Here is a 21,528-nt window from a genome sequence, read left to right on the forward strand (position 1 = left end):
CCGGAGCGAGCCCATCTTGCGGTGCCGGCGCCGGGGCGAAGGGCCCCGAGCCGCCAAGACTCGGTGAATCCCTAGACAGCGCCATGCGCGCTGGCCCGCCGCGAAGCCCCCGTGCTGGAGTGGCCGGGCGATCGGACGAGCAGGGCCCTTCCGACGGATCCCCGCTGATGGATCTCCGTGGCCGAAGCCGTCGTACGACACCTGTGAAAGGGGACCCTGGGTGGCCCAGCAAAGCACCTCGGACGTGCTCGACCCGGCACCCGAGGCGGACTCCGGCCTCGGCAGCCCGTCGGCCGTGGAACCCGGACGTCCGCCGGCCGTGGAACCGGACGGCGGCACCACCCTGCTTGCCTGGGCGGCCCGGATGCGCGCGGAGCGCCCCGTGTGGTGCGACGGCAGCGGCAACGTGCACGTCTTCCGCCACGCGGACGTGCAGCGGATCCTCGCCGACCCCGCGACGTTCTCCTCCGACACGGTGGGCAGGCTCTCCGGCGGCGAGAAGCAGGCCCCGCGCGGCACGCTGCTGCTCCTTGACCCGCCGCTGCACGGCAAGATGCGCCGCCTGGTGAGCAAGGCGTTCACCCCGGGTCTCATCGCCGGCCTCGAACCGTGGATCACCGAACTGACCGGGCAGCTCCTGGACAGCGCCGCCGAGGACGCCTTCGACCTCGTGGACACGCTGGCCAACCCGCTGCCGGTGACGGTCATCGCGCGCATGCTGGGCGTCCCGACCGAGGACCGTGGCCGCTTCCAGGGCTGGGCGGACCAGCTCCTGTCCACCGACCCCGAGGACCCGGAGAGCGTGCGCCGCATGGAGGAGACGGCGGTGACCATCTCCGCCTACCTCCAGGGCTTCATCGAGTCCCGCCGCAAGGAGCCGCTCGACGACCTCCTGAGCACCCTGGTCGGCGCCGAACTCGACGGTGAGCGCCTCGACGACGAGGACATCGCGAGCTTCGCGACCCTGCTGCTGCTCGCCGGGCACATCACCACCTCGGTCCTCGTGGGCAACGCGCTGCTGTGCCTGGACCGCGACCCCGAACTTTTCGCGAAGGTGCGCGCGGACCGCTCGCTGATCCCGGCCGTGATCGAGGAGACGCTGCGGCTGCGCCCGCCCTTCACCCGGATCGAGCGGGTCACCACGGCCACGACGACGCTCGACGGTGTCGAGGTCGCCCCCGACACCCTGATCCACCTGTGGCTCCTCTCGGCCAACCGCGACGACGCGGTCTTCGAGGGCGCGGACGAGTTCCGTCCCGGCCGCTCCAACTCCCGGCAGGCCGCGTTCGGTCACGGCATCCACTACTGCATCGGCGCCCCGCTCGCCCGCCTCGAGGGCCGGATCGCCCTCGACGCCCTGCTCGACCGCTACGACCGTATCGGCGTCGACCCCACGGTGCGGCTCAGCTGGCACGGCACCAACGTCTTCGGCGCACGGCACCTGCCGCTGCGCGTGCACCGCGCCTGAGCCCGCCGCGCCCCGCTCCTCCCCCCATTCGCCCCTCCCCTCTTCGCCGACGGAGTGAGTCCATGAAGACCAGGCCCGACCCGCCCGTGATCCCCTCCGAGCGCGGGAAGTGCCCGTTCGACCCGCCTGCCGCGTACGCACGGCTGCGCGCCGAGGAGCCGGTCAGCCCCGTCACCTTCCAGGTGGCGCCCAAGGACACGTCCGGCTGGCTGGTGACCCGCCACGACCTCGTCCGGCAGATCCTCGCCGACGACCGCTTCAGCCACCGCAACGAACTCCTCGCCCACGTCGTCGCGCCGCCGTTCCCGATGACCGAGTACGCGCCGCAGCCCTCGCCGCCCGGCTCGTTCGCGAAGATGGACGCCCCCGAGCACACCAAGTACCGGCGCCTCCTCGCGGGCCACTTCACGCTGCGCCGCATCAAGGAGTACGAGCCGCACCTGACGCGGATCGTCGACGAGGCCCTGGAGGAGATGGCCGCCAAGGGCTCCCCCGCGGACCTGGTGAGCGACTTCGCGGAGAAGGTCAGCCTGCGCTCGGTGTGCTCGCTGATGGACGTCTCCCCGGAGCTGATGGACGGCATCCAGGAGCACTTCTCGGCGCTGATGACGCTCACGTACACGCTGGAGGAGTTCATCCACCACGTGGAGTCCATGGACGGGCTCATCCGTCCGATGGTCAAGGAGCGGATGGAGCGGCAGGGCGAGGACTTCTTCGGACGGCTCTCCGCGACCGGCGAGCTGACCGAGGACGAGCTGGTCAACCTGGCCGTCCTCACGCTGGGCGGCTCGCTCGACACCACGCCCAACATGCTGGCCCTGAGCACCTTCGCACTGCTCGAACACCCGGACCAGCTGGCGCTGCTGCGCACGCGTCCGGAGCTGTGGGACGCGGGCGCGGTCGACGAGCTGCTGCGCTATCTGACGATCTCCCAGATGGGGTCGAGCCGGTGCGCGATCGAGGACGTCGAGATCGGCGGCACCACCATCAAGGCCGGTCAGACGGTGGTCCTCTCGCTGCCCGCCGCCAACCGCGACCCCGAGGTCTTCGACGACCCCGACCGCCTGGACGTGACCCGCATCCCGCGCAAGCACCTCGCCCTCGGCTTCGGCGCGCACCAGTGCCTGGGCCAGCACCTGGCCCGCTCCAGCATGCGGATCGGGCTGCGCTCCCTCTTCGAGCGGTTCCCGACGCTGCGCCTCGCGACCCCGGCCGACGAGGTGCCGCTGCGCGACCGCGCCGTGCACTACGGCGTGGACCGGCTCCTCCTGGCCTGGGACTGAGGCGGCCGTGACGAAGAAGAACACCGCTCCGGGCGACGGGAAGAAGGGGGCCACCGCGTTCCGTACGGTCGTGGACAGCCGCGTGGAGCGGGTGCACACCGTCCGCGCCGGTGAGGCGGACGGCCGCCGCGTGCGGCTCAGCGGCTACGACCTGCTGACCGGCCCGTGGTACACGCCGCTGACGTTCTTCTACCGCGAGACCCTCGACGGCGCGGCGCTGCGCGACTCCCTGGCGCGCGTCCTGCGCCGCTACCCGCTGCTCGCGGGGCGCCTCGAACGGGACGCGGACGGCGGACTGAGCGTCGTCTGCAACGACGCGGGCGTCCGGTTCACCGAGGCGTCCTGCCCCGACCCGATGCGGGACTACGGCCACGGGCTGCGCGCCGCGCCGGTGATCGGGAACATGCTGCGCGAGGTGAGCGCCTTCGGTGTCGTCGGCCGGGACACCCCGCTGCTCAAGGTCCGGCTGACCCGGATGCGCGGCGGCGGTTCGGTCCTCGGCGTGCTCATCAACCACAGCCTCGCGGACGGCGGCAGCACCGTCGCCTTCCTGGAGAGCTGGTCGCGCGAGCACCTCGGCCTCCCGTGGGACGGTCCCTCCCACGCCCGCGAGATCCTCGACGGTCTTGGCCGGCCGTCGGCGGACCCGGCGACGCGGCAGGGGCGCGCGTTCCTCGGCGTGGGCCGCCTCCGGCACCTGACGACCACGCTGCGGGCGGGCAGCAACAAGCTCGCCACCGTCACGACCCGGTTCGGCGCGGGGGAACTGGCCGCGCTCAAGGCGGAGGCGCAGCGCACCCTCCCCGAGCCCGGCGCCTGGGTGTCGACGAACGACGCGCTGACCGCCCACCTGTGGCAGATCCTCGGCGCACTGCGGGCCCGCCCCGCGGAGGCCGCCGAATGGCTCGGCCTCATCGTCGGCGTGCAGCACCGTCTCGGCGGCGCGCTGCCGGCGTCGTACTGGGGCAACTGCGTCAGCAACAGCTGGACCTCGCTCACGGCCGGCCGGCTGCGCGAAGCGCCGCTGGGCACGGTCGCGTGGGAGGTGCGGCGCTGTCTGGAGAGCAACACCGAGGACAAGATCCGCGACGAGATCGCGTTCCTCAACTCCTGGCGGCGCAAAGGCGTTTCGCGCCATGTGATGTCGGTGCGGGCGCCCGACGTGGCGACATCGGGCATCTCGGTCAACAACTGGTCGCAGTTCCCGCTGTACCGGATCGACCTGGGCGGGGGACGGCCGTTCTGGTACGAGTTCCCCGACCTTCCGGTGCCGACCGTGCACATCGCGCCGACGCCCGAGGAGGACGGGGACCGGGACGTCTACCTGTGCCTGCCCGAAGCGGACGCCGCCCTCGTGGACACCGCTCCCTGGCGCGAGCGCCTGCACGCGCACAGCGGGTCAACTGCCGGTCGATGAAGCGCAGTTGGGCGCGTCCGGTTTCGGTGGCCGTGGCGCATCCCGACTCGGACGAGAACAGGTGGGATGAAGAGCCCAACTGTGGGAAGGGAGTGATCTGACACTCCTCCCGGCCTGCAATGGGCCAGGATAGCCAGGACCGGGGGAAGTGCGGGGTCCGGCCGGCGGTCTTCACGCAACCTCCCCTCGGACCGCACACACATGTCCCGGACCGCCGCCGGTGTTCCGGAGGGAGGACAGGGTGATGACCGCTGCGCACGGGGACAGACCCGGGGACCGGCCGAGCGACGGACCGGACCCGGAGCCGGTGGAGCGCGAGCACGAACTCGCCCTCCTCGCCGAACTGACCCGGCACACCGCGGCCGGCGGATCCTCCCTGGTCGTCCTCGAAGGCCCCGACGGCATCGGCAAGACGACCCTGCTGAACGCGCTGCTCGCCCAGGCCCGGACGCGGGGCCTGCACATCGCCCACACCCAGGCCGGACAGGCGGCACACCGGCTCCCGCTGAGCACCGCGCACTCCCTGCTGACCGCGCTGAGCGCGAACGGCGCGGCCCGGCTCCCGCCGACCGCCTGGCCCAGCGCGCCCGGCCGCCCCGAGGGCCGCCCGCGCGCGCTCCCCTGCCACGACGTCGACGCCTCGACGGTCTCCTTCGGCGTGCTGGCCGAACTGCACGAGAGCGTCCGGTCCGCCGCGGCGAACGGCCCGCTGGTCATCGCCGTCGACGACGCCGACGACGCCGACCCGGCGTCCCTGCAGTTCCTCGCCCACACCGCGCGCCGTCTGGCCGGACTGCCCGTACTCCTTGCAGTCGCCAGACGCAGCGGCAGCCATGTGCCGCCCTTGAACGAGGTGGCGGCCCTGCCCCTCTGCCACATCCTGCGGCCCCGGCCGCTCACCAGCGACGGCATCGGCCGCCTGGCCCGCCGGCTCATCGGGACGGAGACCGACGCCGACTTCCAGGAGTCCTGCCTGGCCGCCACCAATGGCAACCCGCTGATGGTGACCCGGCTGCTCATGGCGCTGCGCGACGAGAAACTGCCGCTCACGGCGGACCGCTTCACATCGATGGGCGAGCACGACGTCCCCGCGTTCCGGCTGCGGGCGGCGCGGCTGCTGCACCGGCAGCCGGAGGCCACCGTCCAGGCCGCCCGGGCGCTGGCCGTGCTCGGCGACGGCGCGACCTCGGAGACGTGCGCGCGCCTGGCCCATCTGGACAGCACCGCGTTCGCCCGCTCGGTCCTCATGCTGATCTCCATCGGGCTCGTCACCTCGGGCGGCGACGGAACCTGGTCCTTCTCCCACGCCCTGCTGCGCAACGTCGTCCTCGGCGACCTGCCCGAGGACGAACGCGCCCGCGCCCACCGCCGGGCCGCACGGCTGCTGCACGACAGCGGGGCGCGGCCCGCGGACGTGGCCGAGCACCTGTGCCGCGCCCCGGACGCCGCGCGCCAGCCGTGGGCCCGCGAGGTGCTGCGGGAGGCGGCCCGGGAGGCGATGCGGCGCGCCGCGCCCGGCCGGGCGGTGGAGCTGCTGCGGCCCTGCGTGCCCGAGGGCACCGAGGATGCCTGCGAGCCGAGTCTGCTGGTCGAACTCGGCGTGGCCGAGATACGCGTCGACCCGCGGGCCAGCGTCCGCCATCTGATGGCGGGCCTCGAGCGGGCGTCCTCGTCGGAGGTGCGGGTGACGGCGCTGGGCGCTCTCGCCGAGGCGCTGACGCGGCAAGGGCAGGTGGCCCGCGCGATGGAACTGCTCGGCCGCTACCCCTCGGACGCGGCGACACCGGCGTCCGGCGTCGCCGGCCGGCAACTGATCGAGGCGCAACTGCTGCTGGCGGCCACGGCCAACCGGGTCGGCTACGGCGAACTCCTGCAGACCGTGGCCCTCGACCTCTCGCTGCCCGGCGACACGGCCGAGGAGCGGGCCCTGCTCGCGGCCCGCGCCGTCATCTGCGTCTCCCGCCTGGACCGCGTCGCCGAATCCGTCGCCGCCGCCCGCCTCGTCATCGGCCGCGGCGCGTCGACCACCGACGCCACCGCCTTCCTCGGCTCCGCGGCCTCGGTCTTCCTCTACGCCGACCTGCCCCACGAGGCGGAGCGGGTCTACCGGCGGCTCCTTGACGCCACCGACCCGCTGCTCGACCAGACCTATCCGAGCCTGCTCGCGCTCCGCGCGGAGGCGCACCACCGCCTCGGAGCGCTCGACGAGGCGCTGCGCGCCACCGCGACGGTCCTGGAGGACGTGGCCGTCCCGCGCGCCACCGCGCGTCACGCGTCCGCGCTCGCGGTGCGTCTGCACACCCTCCTCGACCAGGGCGACATGGCGGGGGCGTCCGCGCTGGAGAAGGAGATCCCCGACCCCGCACCGGACGACGCCTGGCAGTGGAACGAGGTGCTGTGCGCCCGCGGGCGACTGCATCTGGCGACGAACGACCCCAAGCGGGCCCTGTCGCACCTGGAGGAGTGCGGGCGTAGACAGGCCCAGTGGCAGCGCCTCAGCCCCGCCCTCTCGTCCTGGTGGTACTGGGCCGGGCACACCCATCTCGCCCTCGGCGACCAGCGCGCGGCCCTCGCCCTGGCCGAGGAGGCCGTCGGCCACGCGCGGGCCGCGGACCTGCCGTGCGCGCTGGGCTCGGGGCTCGCGCTGTGGGCGCAGGCGGTCGGCGACGACGAGCGGCCGCCGCTCCTGGAGGAGGCGGAGCAGGTCCTCGCGGGCACCGAGGCGGCGCTGTTGCGCGCCCGGGTCCGGGTCGCGCGCGGGCAGGCGCTCCAGCGGCTCGGCTACAAGAAGGCCGCCCGCGAGGTACTGCGGCTGGGCTGGGAGGAGGCGTACACGATCGGCGCCAAGTCCCTGCACACGGTGGCCCACCGGGCGCTGCTCGCCACCGGGGCCCGGCCGCGCCGCCCGGTCTCCCGTGGCCTGGCGGCGCTCACGCAGAGCGAGTCCCATGTGGCCCGTCTCGCGGCGGACGGCAGGTCCAACGCATGGATCGCGGAGACGCTGTTCGTCACGCAGCGGACCGTGGAGGTCCATCTGACCTCGGTGTACCGCAAGTTGGGGCTGTCCGGGCGGCGTGAGCTGCGGGACGCCCTGGAGTCCGCGGACGCCAGTGCCGGCGCGCGGAAGAAGTGACCGACCGTAGGCGGTACGGGCACTGAGCGCCGCGGCCACGCGAAATCCGGTCCCGACTTCGCGCAGCGGGCCGTTGTCGGCGTCCATTTGAATGCCCGTCAATGCATGCGGGGCGCCCGGAGGAAACCGACAGCGTTTCGACAGGAAAGGCTCCGCGCCGGTCGGCGGATCCGCCCTGGATTTCGGCCGGCCCGCCCTGACCTGCTGCGTCGGGGTCCGCATGGCCCCCGCCACCAGCAGGCAAGCGCTTTTTGCAATTTGGCGCATAAACGAGTTGCGCTATTGTCCTTTTTTCTCCTCTTGCTGATACACCCCTCGCCGTGATCTGCTGACGCTCAAGATTTCAAGCAACACTGAGTGCACCCCCGGGACTCCACCTGGCATGAGCCGCTTCTCGCATTGTCCGCACCCGGTTCCCGGGCCACGCGCCGTCGGCCTCACCGCACCCCGCCCCGCCGGCGCACATGAGGGAGTACCAGCACCTTGTTGCTAGAACGCGAGTCGGCCCTGGCGCAGGCCACCGCAGCACTGCGCCGCGCAGTGAACGGGCAAGGCTCGCTCCTGGTCGTCCAGGGCCCCATGGGCACAGGCCGGTCGGCGTTCCTGGAGGCCCTGGCCACCCTCACCCACGAGCAGGGCATCCTGCTGCTCAGGGCGCAGGCGTCGGCCTCCGAGGAGAAGTTCCGGCTCGGCGTGGTACGGCAGTTGGTCGACTCGCTGCGCTGGGTCACCCCGCCCGAGGAGATCGCGGACCTGCTGCGCCGAGCGGCCGAAGCGCTGCCCGAGGACACATCGCCCGCGAACCCGCCCGACGACCCCTCCACGGGGCGCCCGCCCTGGTCCGCGCTCACCTGGCAGCACGCCCCCCGATGGCTCGCCGCCCTCCTCGGCTCCCTCGCCGAGGACCGGCCCCTCGTCCTCATGGTGGACGACCTCCAGTGGGCGGACATCGACTCGCTGCAGGCGCTCGCACTGCCCCTGGCGCACCGCGCGCGAAGACGGATCCTGTTCGTGTTCTCCGTGCTCCCCGGCGACGTCCGCGGCAACCGGCAGCACGTACGCGACCTCCTCGCCCCGCTGGACGGCACGGCGGGGCCGACCGTCGCCGCCGAGGACCCTCACGAGGCCACCGACGAGACGCACGACCGGACCCTGGAACTGTCCGCACTCGGCCGCAGCAGCGTGCGCCTGCTCGTGGAGAAGGCCCTCGGGGACACCACGGACGCGGTGTTCGTGGACTGCATGGCGGTACGGACCGGCGGCAACCCCCTGCTGCTGCGCACCGTCCTGGACGAGGCGCACTACCTGCGGCTGCGCCCCACGGCGGCGGACGCCGCCGTCGCCGCGACCCTGCGCCCCGAACGCGTACGCCAGCGCCTCGACGCCTTCCTGCGGTCACAGCCCGACCATGTGCGCCGCACCGCCTACGCGCTGACGGTCCTCGGCTCGGCCGCGGACGGGCAGTCCGTCGCCCGCCTCGCCGAACTCGACCACGCAGGGCTCACCGAGGCCCTAGACGTGCTGCGCCGCGTCGGCCTCGCCGACCCGCGCGCCTGCCGGCTCACCTCGGGCACGGTCCTGCGGGACCTCCTCGAGGAGAACATGCCCCCCGAGGAGCGCACCGCCATGCGCGGCGTCGCGGCCGAACTGCTGCACCGCACCGGGCACCCGGCCGAACTCGCCGCGGAGCAGCTCATGGGCGCGATCTCCCTGAGCGGCCCGGAGGCGGTGCGGATCCTGCGGACCGCCGCGGACAGCGCTCTGCGCCGCGGTTCGCCCCGGGACGCCGCACGCTATCTGCGGCGCGCCCTGCTCGACTCCTCGCTCTCCGGGCACGACCGGGCCCGGCTGCTCGTCGACCTCGCGACCGCCGAACGCAGCTTCGCCACCGCCGCCTCGCTGCGGCACGTGGTGGAGGCCATGCCGCTGCTCGGCTCGGTACGGGAGCGGGCCGAGGCGATCGTGCGGCTCGGGCCGCTCCAGATGGACCCGCCGACGTTCCGCATCGACACCATCCGGGCCGCCGTCGCCGACGAACTGCGGCACTCGGACACCGAGGACTGGATGGAACGCGAACTGGCCCTGCGTCTGGAGGCGCGTGAGCACGTCGCGTCCGCGCAGGACCCCCGGCACATCCAGCGGGCCCTGCGCCGCTTCCGCGATCTCGGCCCGACGCCCCGGCTCGCCACGACGGGCGAGAGGGAACTCGTCAGCTCCCTGATGCACATCGCGTTCGTGGCCAACGCCGCGCCCGCACACCAACTGACATCGTTGTCCACTCGTCTCCTCGAACGCGAACCCCCCACCCCCGAACACGTCCACAGCACCGTGCCGCTGGTCGTGAACATCCTGGCGGGCGCCGGACAGGTCGAGGGCGCGGCCCACTGGCTCCGCGAGGCCAACCGGCTCGCCCAGCGCCGCGGCAGCGACGTGGAACAGGCCGTCATCCGCTGCGAACAGGCCCTGGTCGCCCTCGCCGACGGCCACCGGACCTACGCCCGGGACAAGATCATCCAAGCCGACGCCCTCGCGGGTCCCGAGACCGGCGGGCTGCCCACCGTGTGCGCGGCCATCCTGGCGATCGTCGCCATGAACACCAGCAGGCCGGAGCTGGCCGAGCAGATACTCACCCAGCACCGGCTGCACGCCGAGAACGAGCATCTGGCGGCCATCCTGCACGTCGCGCGCGGATCGCTCGCGGCGCGGCGCGACGAGCCCAGGGCCGCGCTCGACCACTACCGGATGGCGGGCCGGCGCATCGAGCAGATCGGCTGGCTCAACCCGGTCGCCGTGCCCTGGTCCTCGTGCGCCGCCCTCATGCACCGCCGCCTCGGCGAGCACGAGGAGGCCATGGCGGCGGCGCGGCTGGAGGTCGACCGGTACCGCGTCTGGGGGGCCGACTCCCGGCTGGGCCGCTCCCTGATCGTCCTGGGCCGGGTCACCGCCGGACGAGCGGGCATCGAGGCGCTCGACGAGGCCGTCGCACTGCTGACGAAGGGCAACGACGGTTACGACCTGTGCAGGGCGCTGTACGCACTCGCCACCCACCAGGAGACGAAGCACAAGCGGAGGGTGGCGACCCTCAAACGGGCCCTGGAGCTCGCCCAGGACCACGACCTGCCCCGGCTGGCCGAGCAGATACGCGGCAAACTGGCCGAGCGGACCGGCGGATCCGAGGCGCCCGGCAGCCGGCTCACCCCTTCGGAGCGCAAAGTCGCCCGCCTCGCCGCGAGCGGCCTCAGCAACTCCGAGATATCCGGTCAACTGGGCACCTCTTCCCGCATGGTGGAGAAACATCTCACCAACTCGTATCGAAAACTCGGGATATCCGGGCGACCCGAACTGCAGACCGCACTCAAAAGGCTCGGCGGGGATCCGTGATCCCGAATCGGGCACGATACGGACACCGTCGGACGGGAAACGGGCGGGCATCCATGCGTCTCGTTCCGGCCGCCACCGCGGCACGACACACAGCCGACCCGAACCCGTCATGAAGACGAGGCGAACACCTCACTATGAGTGACCAATGCCCGCTCAGACGGGGTGCGGGTCACCCGGCGACGCCGCCCCGGTCCCTCCCCCACCGCACCACCGAACCACCGAACCACAATGTTTTGCGGCCACGCAAAAGTTTGCTTGACCCGTCCGCTCGAGCATTCCTAGGCTCAACCTCAGTTGATCAGAGGCGCTCATGACGGGCCATCGACCAATGTTCACGACCCCGGCACGCAGCACCGCCTCCGATCGAATCTGCCCACAGGCAGAGATCCCCCACAGGTGAATGCAGAAAGACGGTGCGTCGCAGTGACCACGCGAATAGCAGGCCCCTGGCACAACAGAGACAGGACGGCGGCTCCGCACACTTCCTCAGCTCCTCAGCGGGCGCAGCACGACGGCCGGCCACACCCACCGGCCAACCGCCGCATGTACACCGCGCACATCGACACCGATATGCACATCGTGGCGGCGGAGCCCGACTTCTCCGTCCCGTTCGGCCGCACCTCGGTCGACGTCTGCGGCCGGAATCTGTTCGAGCTTCTGCACCCCAGCTCCCCTTCGGTGCTCAAACGCCACTTCAACCGGCTCTCGGAGGGGCGCTGCAATCGTTTCGCCTCGCGCATGGTCGGGCTGCACGAGGAGGGCCGGGCCTTCTCCGGTGAGCTGACGGGCATCGCCGTGCAGAACACCACCGGGCTCCTGGCCGGCATCGTCGTGCAGGTGCGGCCGGACGAGGCCGTGGACGGCACGGACCCCGACGAGCCCGTCCTCAACCCCAAGGAGCGGCTGCTCAGCAAGCTCGACGCGCAGGTTCTCGAGGGAGTGGCCAGCGGCGCGTCGACGGTGCAGCTCGCGTCGCGGCTCTACCTGAGCCGGCAGGGCGTCGAGTACCACGTCGGTCTCATGCTGCGGAAGCTCAAGGCACCCAACCGCGCCGCTCTGGTGGCGCGCGCCCACTCGCTGGGCATGCTGTCGGTCGCGCAGTGGCCGCCGCGGGTGCTGCCGGAGTTCATCAAGTAACGGCGCTTCGCCGTTCCGCTTCCGCACCTCTTCTCGTCGCGGCGAGGCCGTACTGGGCACAACACCGCGACACCCGCTTTGTCTGCGTTGCCAGCGACACCTGTGTCATCCCCGCAGGGCCACGGCGGCCGTACCGACGCCGACTGTGCCGGCGTCGGTACGGCCGCAGTGCGTTACCGCTCCGCCCCGCTACTGCTCCAGCTCGCGGCTGATGAGGTCGAACAGTTCCTCGTCGCTGGCGCCCTCCAGGCGGTCACCGAGGGAGGGACCGTCCGTCTCGTCACCGGTGTCCGCCGCCTCGATCTCGCCCAGGAGCGACCTGAGCCGGGCACTGAGCAGCGCACGGGCGTCCTGGTCGGGTCCGGCCTGCAGAATGCGGCCGATCCCGGCCTCCAGGTCGGCCAGCATCGTCGCCATCGTCCCTCCTCTTCCGGCGAGTTGGGCGTCGAGATGCTGGGCGAGGGCGGCGGGCGAGGGGTGGTCGAAGACCAGGGTCGTCGGGAGCGCCAGGCCGGTGTCCTTGATCAGGGCGTTGCGCAGCTCGACCGCGGTGAGCGAGTCGAACCCCATGTCGCGGAAGGCCCGCTCGGCGCCGACGGCGGTGATGTCGGCGTGCCCGAGGGCCTGCGCGGCGGCGCGCCGCACATGAGCGAGCAGGGCATCGGCGCGCCCCTGCGGCGACAGCGCGGCGACCTGTTCGACCAGTGCGGGCAGTGCTCCGCCGGACGCGGGTGCGGCCTCCTGGGCTCCTGTCACCGCGTCGGCCTGGGGCAGGCCGGTCAGCAGCGGGCTGGGGCGGCGGCTGGTGAACGCCGGGACGAAGCGCTGCCACTCCACGTCGGCGACGACCACCGGCCCCTCGCTCCGGGCCGTCAGAGCCCTCTCCAGCCCCACGAGGGCACGCTGGGGGTCCATCGTCCGCAGGCCGCGGCGCTCCAGCTCCGCCGCGCCCGTGTCCGAGACCATCCCGCCGCCCGCCCAGGGCCCCCAGGCCACCGAGGTACCCGCCGCGCCGCGCGCACGACGCCGCTCGACCACGGCGTCGGCCCACGCGTTCGCCGCCGCGTACGCCGCCTGGCCGCCGCTCCCCCACACTCCTGCGATCGACGAGAACACCACGAACGCGTCGAGGTCCCGGTCGCGCGTCAACTCGTCCAGGTGGACCGTGCCGCGCGCCTTCGCCGCGACGGCCCGCTCCACCTGAGCGGGCGTCATCGTGTCGATCGGGCCGACATCGAGGACACCGGCCAGGTGGGCGATGCCGTCGACACGGTGCGCCGCGAGGAGTGCGGCCACCTGGGCACGGTCGGCGACGTCGCACGCGACGACCTCGACGTGGTCCGCGCCCGCCGCCTCCAGCCGCGCGACCGTGCCGGCCGACCCGTCGGCGTCCGGACCCCCGCGGCTCACCAGTACGAACTGCTTGGTCCCGTGCTCGGCGAACCACTCCGCGACCCGCACGCCGAGCGCGCCGGTCCCGCCGGTGACGAGGAGGCTGCGCGGTATACGCGGGCTGCCGGCGTCGCCGGAGGTGGCGGCCGATGCCCGAGCGGGCAGCTCAGGTACTGCCGGGCGCAGACGGCGGGCGTGAACGGTCGTGCCACGCAACGTCACCTGGTCCTCGCCACCACTGGCCAACACGGCGACTACGGAAGCGAGTTCATCGTCACTCGGCTGCGAGGTCAGATCGATCAGGCCGCCCCAGCGCTCCGGGTGCTCCAGGGCCGCCACGCGTCCCAGCCCCCACACGGCGGCCTGCGCCGGGTCGTCGGGCGCCCGTTCGGGCCCGAATCCGGCGCGGGTGGCGACCCACAGCGGCGCCGACGCCTTGATCTCGCCGAGAGCCTGAACGAGCGCCATCGTGGTCACCACGCCGTACTGATCCGACTCGGGCCCGGACTCCGGCCCGGATCCGGACTCTGGCCCGGATCCGGACTCAGCCGCGCTGGTGCGGGGCAGCGCCAGGCAGGACAGCACACCGGCCGCTTCCGCGCCTACGAGGGCCGGTTCCAGCGCCCGAACGAGCCCCTCCCGGTCCGAGGCATCGCAGGTCAGCCGCTCAAGACCGGGAACGAACCGCTCCAGCCCCGCCAGCGGCTCGGTTCCGGGCGCTTGCAGCAGAAGCCAGCGTCCACGCAGGGAGTCGGCGGACGGCAGGGTCACCGGCTCCCAGGTGACGCCGTAGCGCCAGCGGTCGACCTCGGCGCGCTCCACCTGTCCACGGCGCAGTTCGGTCAACGCAGGCAGTACGGCGTTGAGCGCGTCATGCGGCACCCCCAACGTGTCGGCCAGGTCCTGCGCCCCGTCCTCGACGATCGACCAGAACGACGCGTCGTCCCAGGAGCCCGGTCCGGCCGCCGCCGCGGCGGCGGCACCGGTGACAGTGGGCCAGAAGTGCGTGCGCTGGAACGCGTAGGTGGGCAGGTCCACCGGTTCGGCGGCCGGGCCGTCACCGAGTACGGGGGCCCAGCTCACCTCCCCACCGTCCACATGAAGCTTGGCCAGCGCCCGGAGTACGGCCACGTACTCGGAACCGTCCTTGCGGAGGACGGGTACGGCCAGGGCGTCGCCGTCCGGGACGCAGTTCTGCGTGAGGGCGGTGAGGGTGGCGTCCGGACCGATCTCCAGGAACCGGGTCACGCCTTCGGCGGCGAGCGCGTCGACACCGTCGGCAAAGCGGACGGCCTGGCGGACGTGGCGGACCCAGTAGTCGGCCGACGCCAACTCGCCCTCGGCAGCCGTCTTTCCGGTCACGTTCGACACGACGGGGATCGACGGGGGCGCGTAAGCGATTCGCTCGGCCACCTCGCGGAAGGCGTCGAGCATCGGCTCCATGAGCGGTGAGTGGAACGCGTGCGAGACGCGCAGTGGGGACGTGCGCCGCCCCTGCCGCTTCAGCTCCTCGGCGACCGTGAGGACGGCCTTCTCGACACCCGCGATCACGACGGCTTGCGGGCCGTTGACGGCGGCGACGGACACCTCGTCGACCAGCAGGGGCAGCACCTCGTCCTCGGCCGCCTCCACGGCCACCATCACGCCACCGGCAGGCAACTCCTGCATCAGCCGGCCACGCGCGACCACCAGGGCACACGCGTCCTCCAGCGACATCACTCCGGCCACATGCGCGGCAGCGATCTCACCGATGGAGTGACCGATGAGGAAGTCGGGACGGATCCCGAACGACTCGATCAGACGGAACAACGCCACCTCGACCGCGAACAACGCGGGCTGCGTCCATTCGGTGCGATCGAGGCGCTCGGCGTCGTCGCCGAACACGACGTCCCGCAACTCCTCGCCCACGTGCGCGCACACGGCGTCGAAGGCGTCCGCGAACACGGGGAAGGCGTCGTACAGTTCACGCCCCATGCCGAGCCGCTGCGCACCCTGCCCCGAGAACAGGAAGGCCGTGCGGCCACCGCTGCGGGCCTCTCCCACGACAGTGCGCAGGCCCGTCTCACCCGAGTGCAGGTTCCGAAGCTCCTCCGCGAGCTCTTCGTGCGTGGAGGCGAGGACGACGGCGCGCTGCTCGAAGGAGCTACGGGTCGTCGCCAGAGCCCGGGCCATCCGGACGGACGCGGCGATGTCGCGCTCCTCGATCACGGTGAGCAGCCGCCCGGCCTGGGCGCGGAGAGCGGCCTCGCTCCGTCCGCTGAGCAGCCAGGGCAGTGCGGCGCCGCCGTCGTCCGGCGCAGAGGACTGGGGGGCGGCGTCGGCAGGCGCCTCTTCCAGGATGATGTGGGCGTTGGTGCCGCTGAGACCGAAGGACGACACACCCGCACGACGCGGACGATCCTCCGACGACGGCCACACCTGCCGCTCAGTGAGCAACCGCACCGCACCCGACGACCAGTCCACGTGCGAGGACGGCTCCTTCGCGTGCAGGGTCGCGGGCAGCACCTCGTGACGGAGTGCCTCCACCATCTTGATGACACCGGCGACACCCGCAGCGGCCTGTGTGTGCCCCAGGTTCGACTTCACCGAGCCCAGCCACAACGGACTGCCCTCGGCGCGTTCCCGCCCGTAGGTCGCCAAGAGGGCCTGCGCCTCGATCGGGTCACCGAGCTTGGTGCCCGTGCCGTGCGCCTCCACCGCATCCACGTCCGCGACCGACAGACCGGCCGCGGACAACGCGGCGCGGATCACCCGCTGCTGCGACGGCCCGTTCGGCGCCGTCAGACCATTCGACGCACCGTCCTGATTGACCGCCGAACCCCGCACCACCGCCAACACCCGATGCCCGTTGCGACGCGCATCCGACAGCCGCTCCACCAGCAGCACACCAACGCCCTCACCCCAGCCCGTGCCGTCTGCGTCATCGGAGAACGCCTTGCACCGGCCATCACCCGCAAGCCCGCCCTGCCGGCTGAACTCCACGAACGCACCCGGCGTCGACATCACCGTCACACCGCCCGCCAACGCCAGCTCACACTCCCCCGCCCGCAACGCCTGCGCGGCCAGATGCAGAGCCACCAGCGACGACGAGCAGGCGGTGTCCACCGTCACCGCCGGACCCTCAAGACCCAGCACATACGACACCCGGCCCGACGCCACACTCGCCGCGTTCCCGGTCCCGACATAGCCCCCGAAGTCACCCTCGGACAGGCTCAACAGCGCCGGATAATCCTGACCGTTCGTCCCGGCGAACACACCCGTACGGCTGCCCCGCAACGACCGCGGATCGATCCCCGCCCGCTCCACCGCCTCCCACGACGCCTCCAGCAACAGTCGCTGCTGCGGGTCCATCGCCAGCGCCTCACGCGGCGACACCCCGAAGAACTCCGCGTCGAAACCGCCGACGTTCGACAGGAAGCCGCCCTGGCCGTAGTCCGGAGTCCCGCCGTCAGCCTGCGCGTAGCGGTCGTAGATGTTCTCCAGAGCTGACCATCCTCGGTCGGCGGGGAAGTCGGTGATGCCGTCGCGGCCGTCGAGGAGCAGGTCCCACAGGTCTTCGGGCGACTCCACGCCGCCCGGGAAGCGGCACGCCATTCCGACGATCGCGACCGGCTCGTCCACCGCCGCCACGGCTGTTGCGGCGGCCGAGGTCGGCTCGTCCTCGAACAGTTCGTTGTAGATGTGGGCCGCGAGGGCCTGGGGCGTGGGGTGGTCGAAGACCGCCGTCGCCGGGAGCGTCACGCCGGACACGGCCGCCAGGACGTTGCGCAGCTCCACCGCGATCAGCGAGTCCACGCCCAGATCGCGGAACGCCCGCTCGGCGCCGACCTGTTCGGGACCGTCGTGTCCCAGCATCACGGCCGCGAGCCTCTGCACCTCCTCCAGCACGAGACGCTGTCCGGCGTCGCGCGGCAGGCCGGCCGCTCTTGAGCGCAGATCGTCTCCGGGCCCGTCGGCACCTCGCGTTTCCGCGGCGGGACGCGCTGGGGCCAGTGGCGTGAGGAGTGCGCTGGGGCGGGCGGTGGTGAAGGCGGGGACGAAGCGGTCCCAGTCGGCGTCCACGATCAGTTCGGTGGCCGCTCCCGCGTCGAGCACGGCACCGAGGGCCGAGAGCGCGCGGCGGGGGTCGAGCGCCGTCATGGCGCCCTGGCCGCGGCGGCGCCCGCCGGACCCCGCCGCCATGCCGTCGCCGGCCCACGGGCCCCAGGCGATGGAGGTGGCCGGAAGACCTTCCGCGCGTCGCCGTTCCGCGAGCGCGTCGAGGACGGCGTTGGCGGCGGCGTAGGCCCCCTGACCCGGGCTCCCCAGCGCGCCGGCCAGCGAGGAGAAGAGAACGAACGCGGAGAGGTCGTGGCTCCGGGTCAGTTCGTCGAGGAGGAGGGCGCCCGTCGCTTTGGGGGCTCGCACCTTGTCGAGGCGTTCGGCGTCGGCCGCCAGCAGCGTGCTGTCGTCCAGGACACCGGCCGTGTGGAAGACCGCGTCGATCCGGTGCTCGGCGAGCAGCGCGGCGAGTTGGTCGCGCTCGGAGATGTCGGCGGCGGCCAGCGTGACCTCGGCGCCCCTCTGCTCCAGTTCCGCGCGCAGTTCGTCGGCGCCCGGTGCCGCATCGCCCCGGCGGCTGACGAGGAGCACGGACCGGGCCCCTCGTTCCACCGCCCAGCGGGCGACGTGCGCGCCCAGGGCTCCGGTGCCTCCGGTGACGAGCACCGTCCCGCCGGGCGTCCAGCCCACCGTCCGCGCGGGCAGTGGCGCCGCCGCTGACAGCCTGCGGCCGAAGATGCCGTGCGCCCGTACGGCGAGCTGGTCCTCACCGGGCTTCAGACGTGTCAGGGCGACGGCGAGCCGCGCGCACACCCGGTCGTCCACCCGGGCGGGCAGGTCGATCAACCCGCCCCACACGTCCGGGTGTTCCAGGGCGGCGACGCGCCCCAGCCCCCACACCGCGCTCTGCTCGGGCCGGACGACGGGATCGGCACCTCCGACGCCGACGGCGCCCCGGGTAAGGGCCCACAGTCGTACGCCCGGTTCCGACGACTCGGCGACCGCCCGCAGCGCGGACAGGGTGCCGGCGGCCGGGTCACCGGACGCGGCGAGACCGAGCAGGGACAGGACTCCGTCCAGGCGCTGCCTGGCGTCGGGCTTCGCGGCCCCTGCGATGGCTTCGGCACAGGCGGCAGGGCCGGTGGGGCCGGTGAGGTCGGTGGGGTCCACTTCGGCGACGTGCGCCGTGAGCCCCTGCTTGCGCAGGCCCTGGAGGAGGTCGTCTGCCATGGTGCGCGACTCGGGATCCAGGTCGGCGGGTATCAGCACCGCCCAGTGTCCGGTACGGGACTGACCGCCCATGCCGGTTGTCTCGTCGTCCCGGGTCAGCGGACGCCACGAGACCTCGTACCGCAGCGCGTCGAGCGCCGCCCGGTCCTGGCGCTGCCGGTACCACTTCGACAACGCCGGTACCACCGGGCCCAGGGCCTCCGGCTCCAGGGCGAGATCGGCGGCCAGCGACGGAAGGTCCTCGCGCTCGATGGCGGCCCAGAACTCGGCGTCGACCACCGCGGAGGCCCGCGCCGGTCCTGCGGGGGCGCCGGGGGACGGTTCGTTCGGGGCGAGCCAGTAGCGGCGGCGCTGGAACGGGTACGTGGGCAGCTCGACCGTACGGTCACCGCCACCGGTCCTCAGCACGGCAGGCCAGTCGATCTCCCCGCCGTCCACATGGACCTGCGCCATCGCGCGGAGGACAGCGGTGTGTTCCGGGTCGTCCTTGCGCAGCATCGACACGAAGAGGGAGGTGTCGTCGTCCGGGACACCGTTCTGGGCGAGGGCGGTGAGGGTGCCGTCGGGGCCGATCTCCAGGAACCGGGTCACGCCCTGCTCGGCCAGCGCACCCACACCGTCGGCGAAACGCACCGCCTCTCGCACATGTCGCACCCAGTAGTCGGCCGACGCCAACTCGCCATCTGCGGCCAGCTTTCCCGTCACGTTCGACACGACCGGGATCGACGGGCGCGCGTAGGTAATCCGCTCAGCTACCTCGCGGAAGGCGTCGAGCATCGGCTCCATGAGCGATGAATGGAACGCGTGCGAGACACGCAGACGGGACGTACGCCGGCCCTGCTCTGCGAGTTCGGAGGCGACCTGCTCGACAGCCGCCTCAACACCCGCGATCACCACAGCCTGCGGACCATTCACGGCAGCGATCGACACACCGTCCCGCAGCAGCGGAAGCACCTCCGCCTCCGCCGCCTCGACGGCGACCATCACGCCACCGGCGGGCAACTCCTGCATCAACCGCCCACGCGCCACCACCAAGGCGCACGCGTCCTCCAGCGACATCCCCCCCGCCACATGCGCGGCAGCGATCTCACCGATGGAGTGACCGATGAGAAAGTCCGGGCGCACCCCGAACGACTCCACCAGGCGATAGAGCGCGACCTCGACCGCGAACAGCGCGGGCTGCGTCCACTCCGTACGGTTCAGCCGCTCGGCATCATCACCGAACACGACATCCCGCAGCTCCTCCCCCACCTCCGCGCACACGGCATCGAAGGCCTCCGCGAACACCGGGAAGGCCGCGTACAGTTCACGCCCCATACCCGGACGCTGCGCACCCTGGCCAGAGAACAGGAACGCCTGCGGCTGGTCTCCACGGTCTTGCCCGATCGTGAACTTCGCTCCTGCCGTGCCGTCGGCGAGGGCGGTGAGGGCGTTCGTGAGTGCCGGGGTGTCGTCAGCGATGACGACCGCGCGGTGCTCGAAGTGCGTACGTGTTGTCGCCAGGGCGAGGCCCACCCGGGCAGGCTCGACAGCGGGGTGGCTGTCGGCGAAGGCCGCGAGGGCGCGGGCGTGGGCTCGTAGGGAGTCCTCGGTTCGGCCCGAGAGGGGCCAGGCGGTCGGGCCGGAACGGGAGATCTCGACCTGCGGTTCCGGCTCCGGGGCCTCCTCCAGGATGACGTGGGCGTTGGTGCCGCTGAGACCGAAGGACGACACGCCCGCACGACGCGGACGATCCTCCGACGACGGCCACCTCTGCGGCTCGGTGAGCAGGCGGACCGCACCGGACGACCAGTCCACGTGCGAGGACGGCTCGTCCGCGTGCAGGGTGGCGGGCAGCACTCCGTGCCGCAGCGCCTCGACCATCTTGATCACACCCGCGACACCGGCCGCCGCCTGCGTATGACCCAGGTTCGACTTCACCGAGCCCAGCCACAACGGACTGTCCCCGGCCCGCTCTCGCCCGTATGTCGCCAAGAGGGCCTGCGCCTCGATCGGGTCACCGAGCTTGGTGCCCGTGCCATGCGCCTCGACCACGTCCACGTCCGCCGCCGACAGACCCGCCGACGCCAACGCCGCACGAATCACCCGCTGCTGCGACGGACCGTTCGGCGCCGTCAGACCATTCGACGCACCGTCCTGATTGACCGCCGAACCCCGCACCACCGCCAGCACCCGATGCCCGTTGCGACGCGCGTCCGACAGCCGCTCCACCAACAGCACACCAACGCCCTCACCCCAGCCCGTACCGTCGGCGTCGTCGGAGAACGCCTTGCACCGGCCATCACCCGCAAGCCCGCCCTGCCGGCTGAACTCGCCGAAGACGTCGGGCGTCGACATCACCGTCACACCGCCCGCCAACGCCAGGTCGCACTCCCCCGCGCGCAGTGCCTGCCCCGCCAGATGCAGAGCCACCAGCGACGACGAGCAGGCGGTGTCCACCGTCACCGCTGGACCTTCGAGGCCCAGCACGTACGACACACGGCCCGAGACGACGCTCGCGGCATTGCCGGTCAGCAGGTGGCCCTCGATGCCCTCGGGCAGGTCGTCGTCGCCGGAGACCGCGCCGTAGTTCTGGTTGCTGCATCCGACGAACACGCCGGTACGGCTGCCTCGTACGGAGGTGGGGTCCAGGCCTCCGCGTTCGAGGGCCTCCCAGGACGTCTCCAGGACGAGGCGTTGCTGCGGGTCCATCGCCAGTGCCTCACGCGGCGACACCCCGAAGAAGTTGGCGTCGAAGTCGGTCGCCGTGGTGACGAAACCGCCCTGCCCGGTGACGTTCCGCGCGGCGTCGCCCGCCGTGTCCCACCCCCGGTCCGCCGGGAACGGGGTGATGGCGTCGACGCCGGACAGCACCAGCTCCCACAGCCGGTCCGGGTCGGTGACGTCGCCCGGGTAGCGGCAGGCCATGCCGATGATGGCGATCGGCTCGGAGGCGGCGCGGGCGAGTTCGTCGTTCTGCCGGCGCAGGCGCTCGTTCTCGGAGAGAGAGGCGCGCAGCGCGGCGACGACGCGCTCTTCGGAGGTGGACATGCTCAGCTCCACTGGT

General features: G+C 72.5%; 7 protein-coding genes. 6 read left to right on the forward strand and 1 reads right to left on the reverse strand.

Annotated features, from left to right (window positions below; translation table 11 throughout):
* Positions 1-220 precede the first annotated feature (220 nt).
* The 6 genes from N5I75_RS15865 to N5I75_RS15890 all read left to right on the forward strand — a co-directional run bounded on the left by N5I75_RS15865 (position 221) and on the right by N5I75_RS15890 (position 11,819).
* The gene (locus N5I75_RS15865) at positions 221-1,468 is read left to right on the forward strand and encodes a cytochrome P450 (RefSeq protein ID WP_476678049.1); all 1,248 of its coding nucleotides are present in this window, start codon (positions 221-223) and stop codon (positions 1,466-1,468) included.
* 62 nt (positions 1,469-1,530) lie between these two features.
* Positions 1,531-2,751, forward strand: a complete 1,221-nt coding sequence (locus N5I75_RS15870; RefSeq protein WP_476678051.1) for a cytochrome P450 — start codon at positions 1,531-1,533, stop codon at positions 2,749-2,751.
* A gap of 7 nt (positions 2,752-2,758) precedes the next feature.
* Complete coding sequence (locus N5I75_RS15875; RefSeq protein ID WP_476678052.1) at positions 2,759-4,168, forward strand: acyltransferase; 1,410 nt, start codon at positions 2,759-2,761, stop codon at positions 4,166-4,168.
* A gap of 244 nt (positions 4,169-4,412) precedes the next feature.
* Positions 4,413-7,301, forward strand: coding sequence for an AAA family ATPase (locus N5I75_RS15880; RefSeq protein WP_476678053.1), 2,889 nt, complete (start codon positions 4,413-4,415; stop codon positions 7,299-7,301).
* Between the two features lie 483 nt (positions 7,302-7,784).
* A complete protein-coding gene (locus N5I75_RS15885; RefSeq protein WP_476678055.1) occupies positions 7,785-10,682 on the forward strand; it encodes a helix-turn-helix transcriptional regulator in 2,898 nt (965 codons plus the stop codon).
* A gap of 543 nt (positions 10,683-11,225) precedes the next feature.
* Positions 11,226-11,819 carry a helix-turn-helix transcriptional regulator gene (locus tag N5I75_RS15890; RefSeq protein ID WP_476678057.1) on the forward strand — a complete coding sequence of 198 codons (594 nt, stop codon included), beginning with the start codon at positions 11,226-11,228 and terminating at the stop codon, positions 11,817-11,819.
* Between the two features lie 189 nt (positions 11,820-12,008).
* Here the strand turns inward: N5I75_RS15890 and N5I75_RS15895 are convergent, their stop codons facing one another.
* Positions 12,009-21,512, reverse strand: coding sequence for a type I polyketide synthase (locus tag N5I75_RS15895; RefSeq protein WP_476678059.1), 9,504 nt, complete (start codon positions 21,510-21,512; stop codon positions 12,009-12,011).
* Positions 21,513-21,528 lie beyond the last annotated feature (16 nt).

The organism is Streptomyces sp. R818, assembly GCF_056172735.1.

Coding starts and splice junctions, on each gene's coding strand:
- N5I75_RS15870 (WP_476678051.1), top strand. CDS start 1,531: ATGAAGACCAGGCCCGACCCGCCCGTGATCCCCTCCGAGCGCGGGAAG.
- N5I75_RS15880 (WP_476678053.1), top strand. CDS start 4,413: ATGACCGCTGCGCACGGGGACAGACCCGGGGACCGGCCGAGCGACGGA.
- N5I75_RS15890 (WP_476678057.1), top strand. CDS start 11,226: ATGTACACCGCGCACATCGACACCGATATGCACATCGTGGCGGCGGAG.
- N5I75_RS15895 (WP_476678059.1), bottom strand. CDS start 21,512: ATGTCCACCTCCGAAGAGCGCGTCGTCGCCGCGCTGCGCGCCTCTCTC.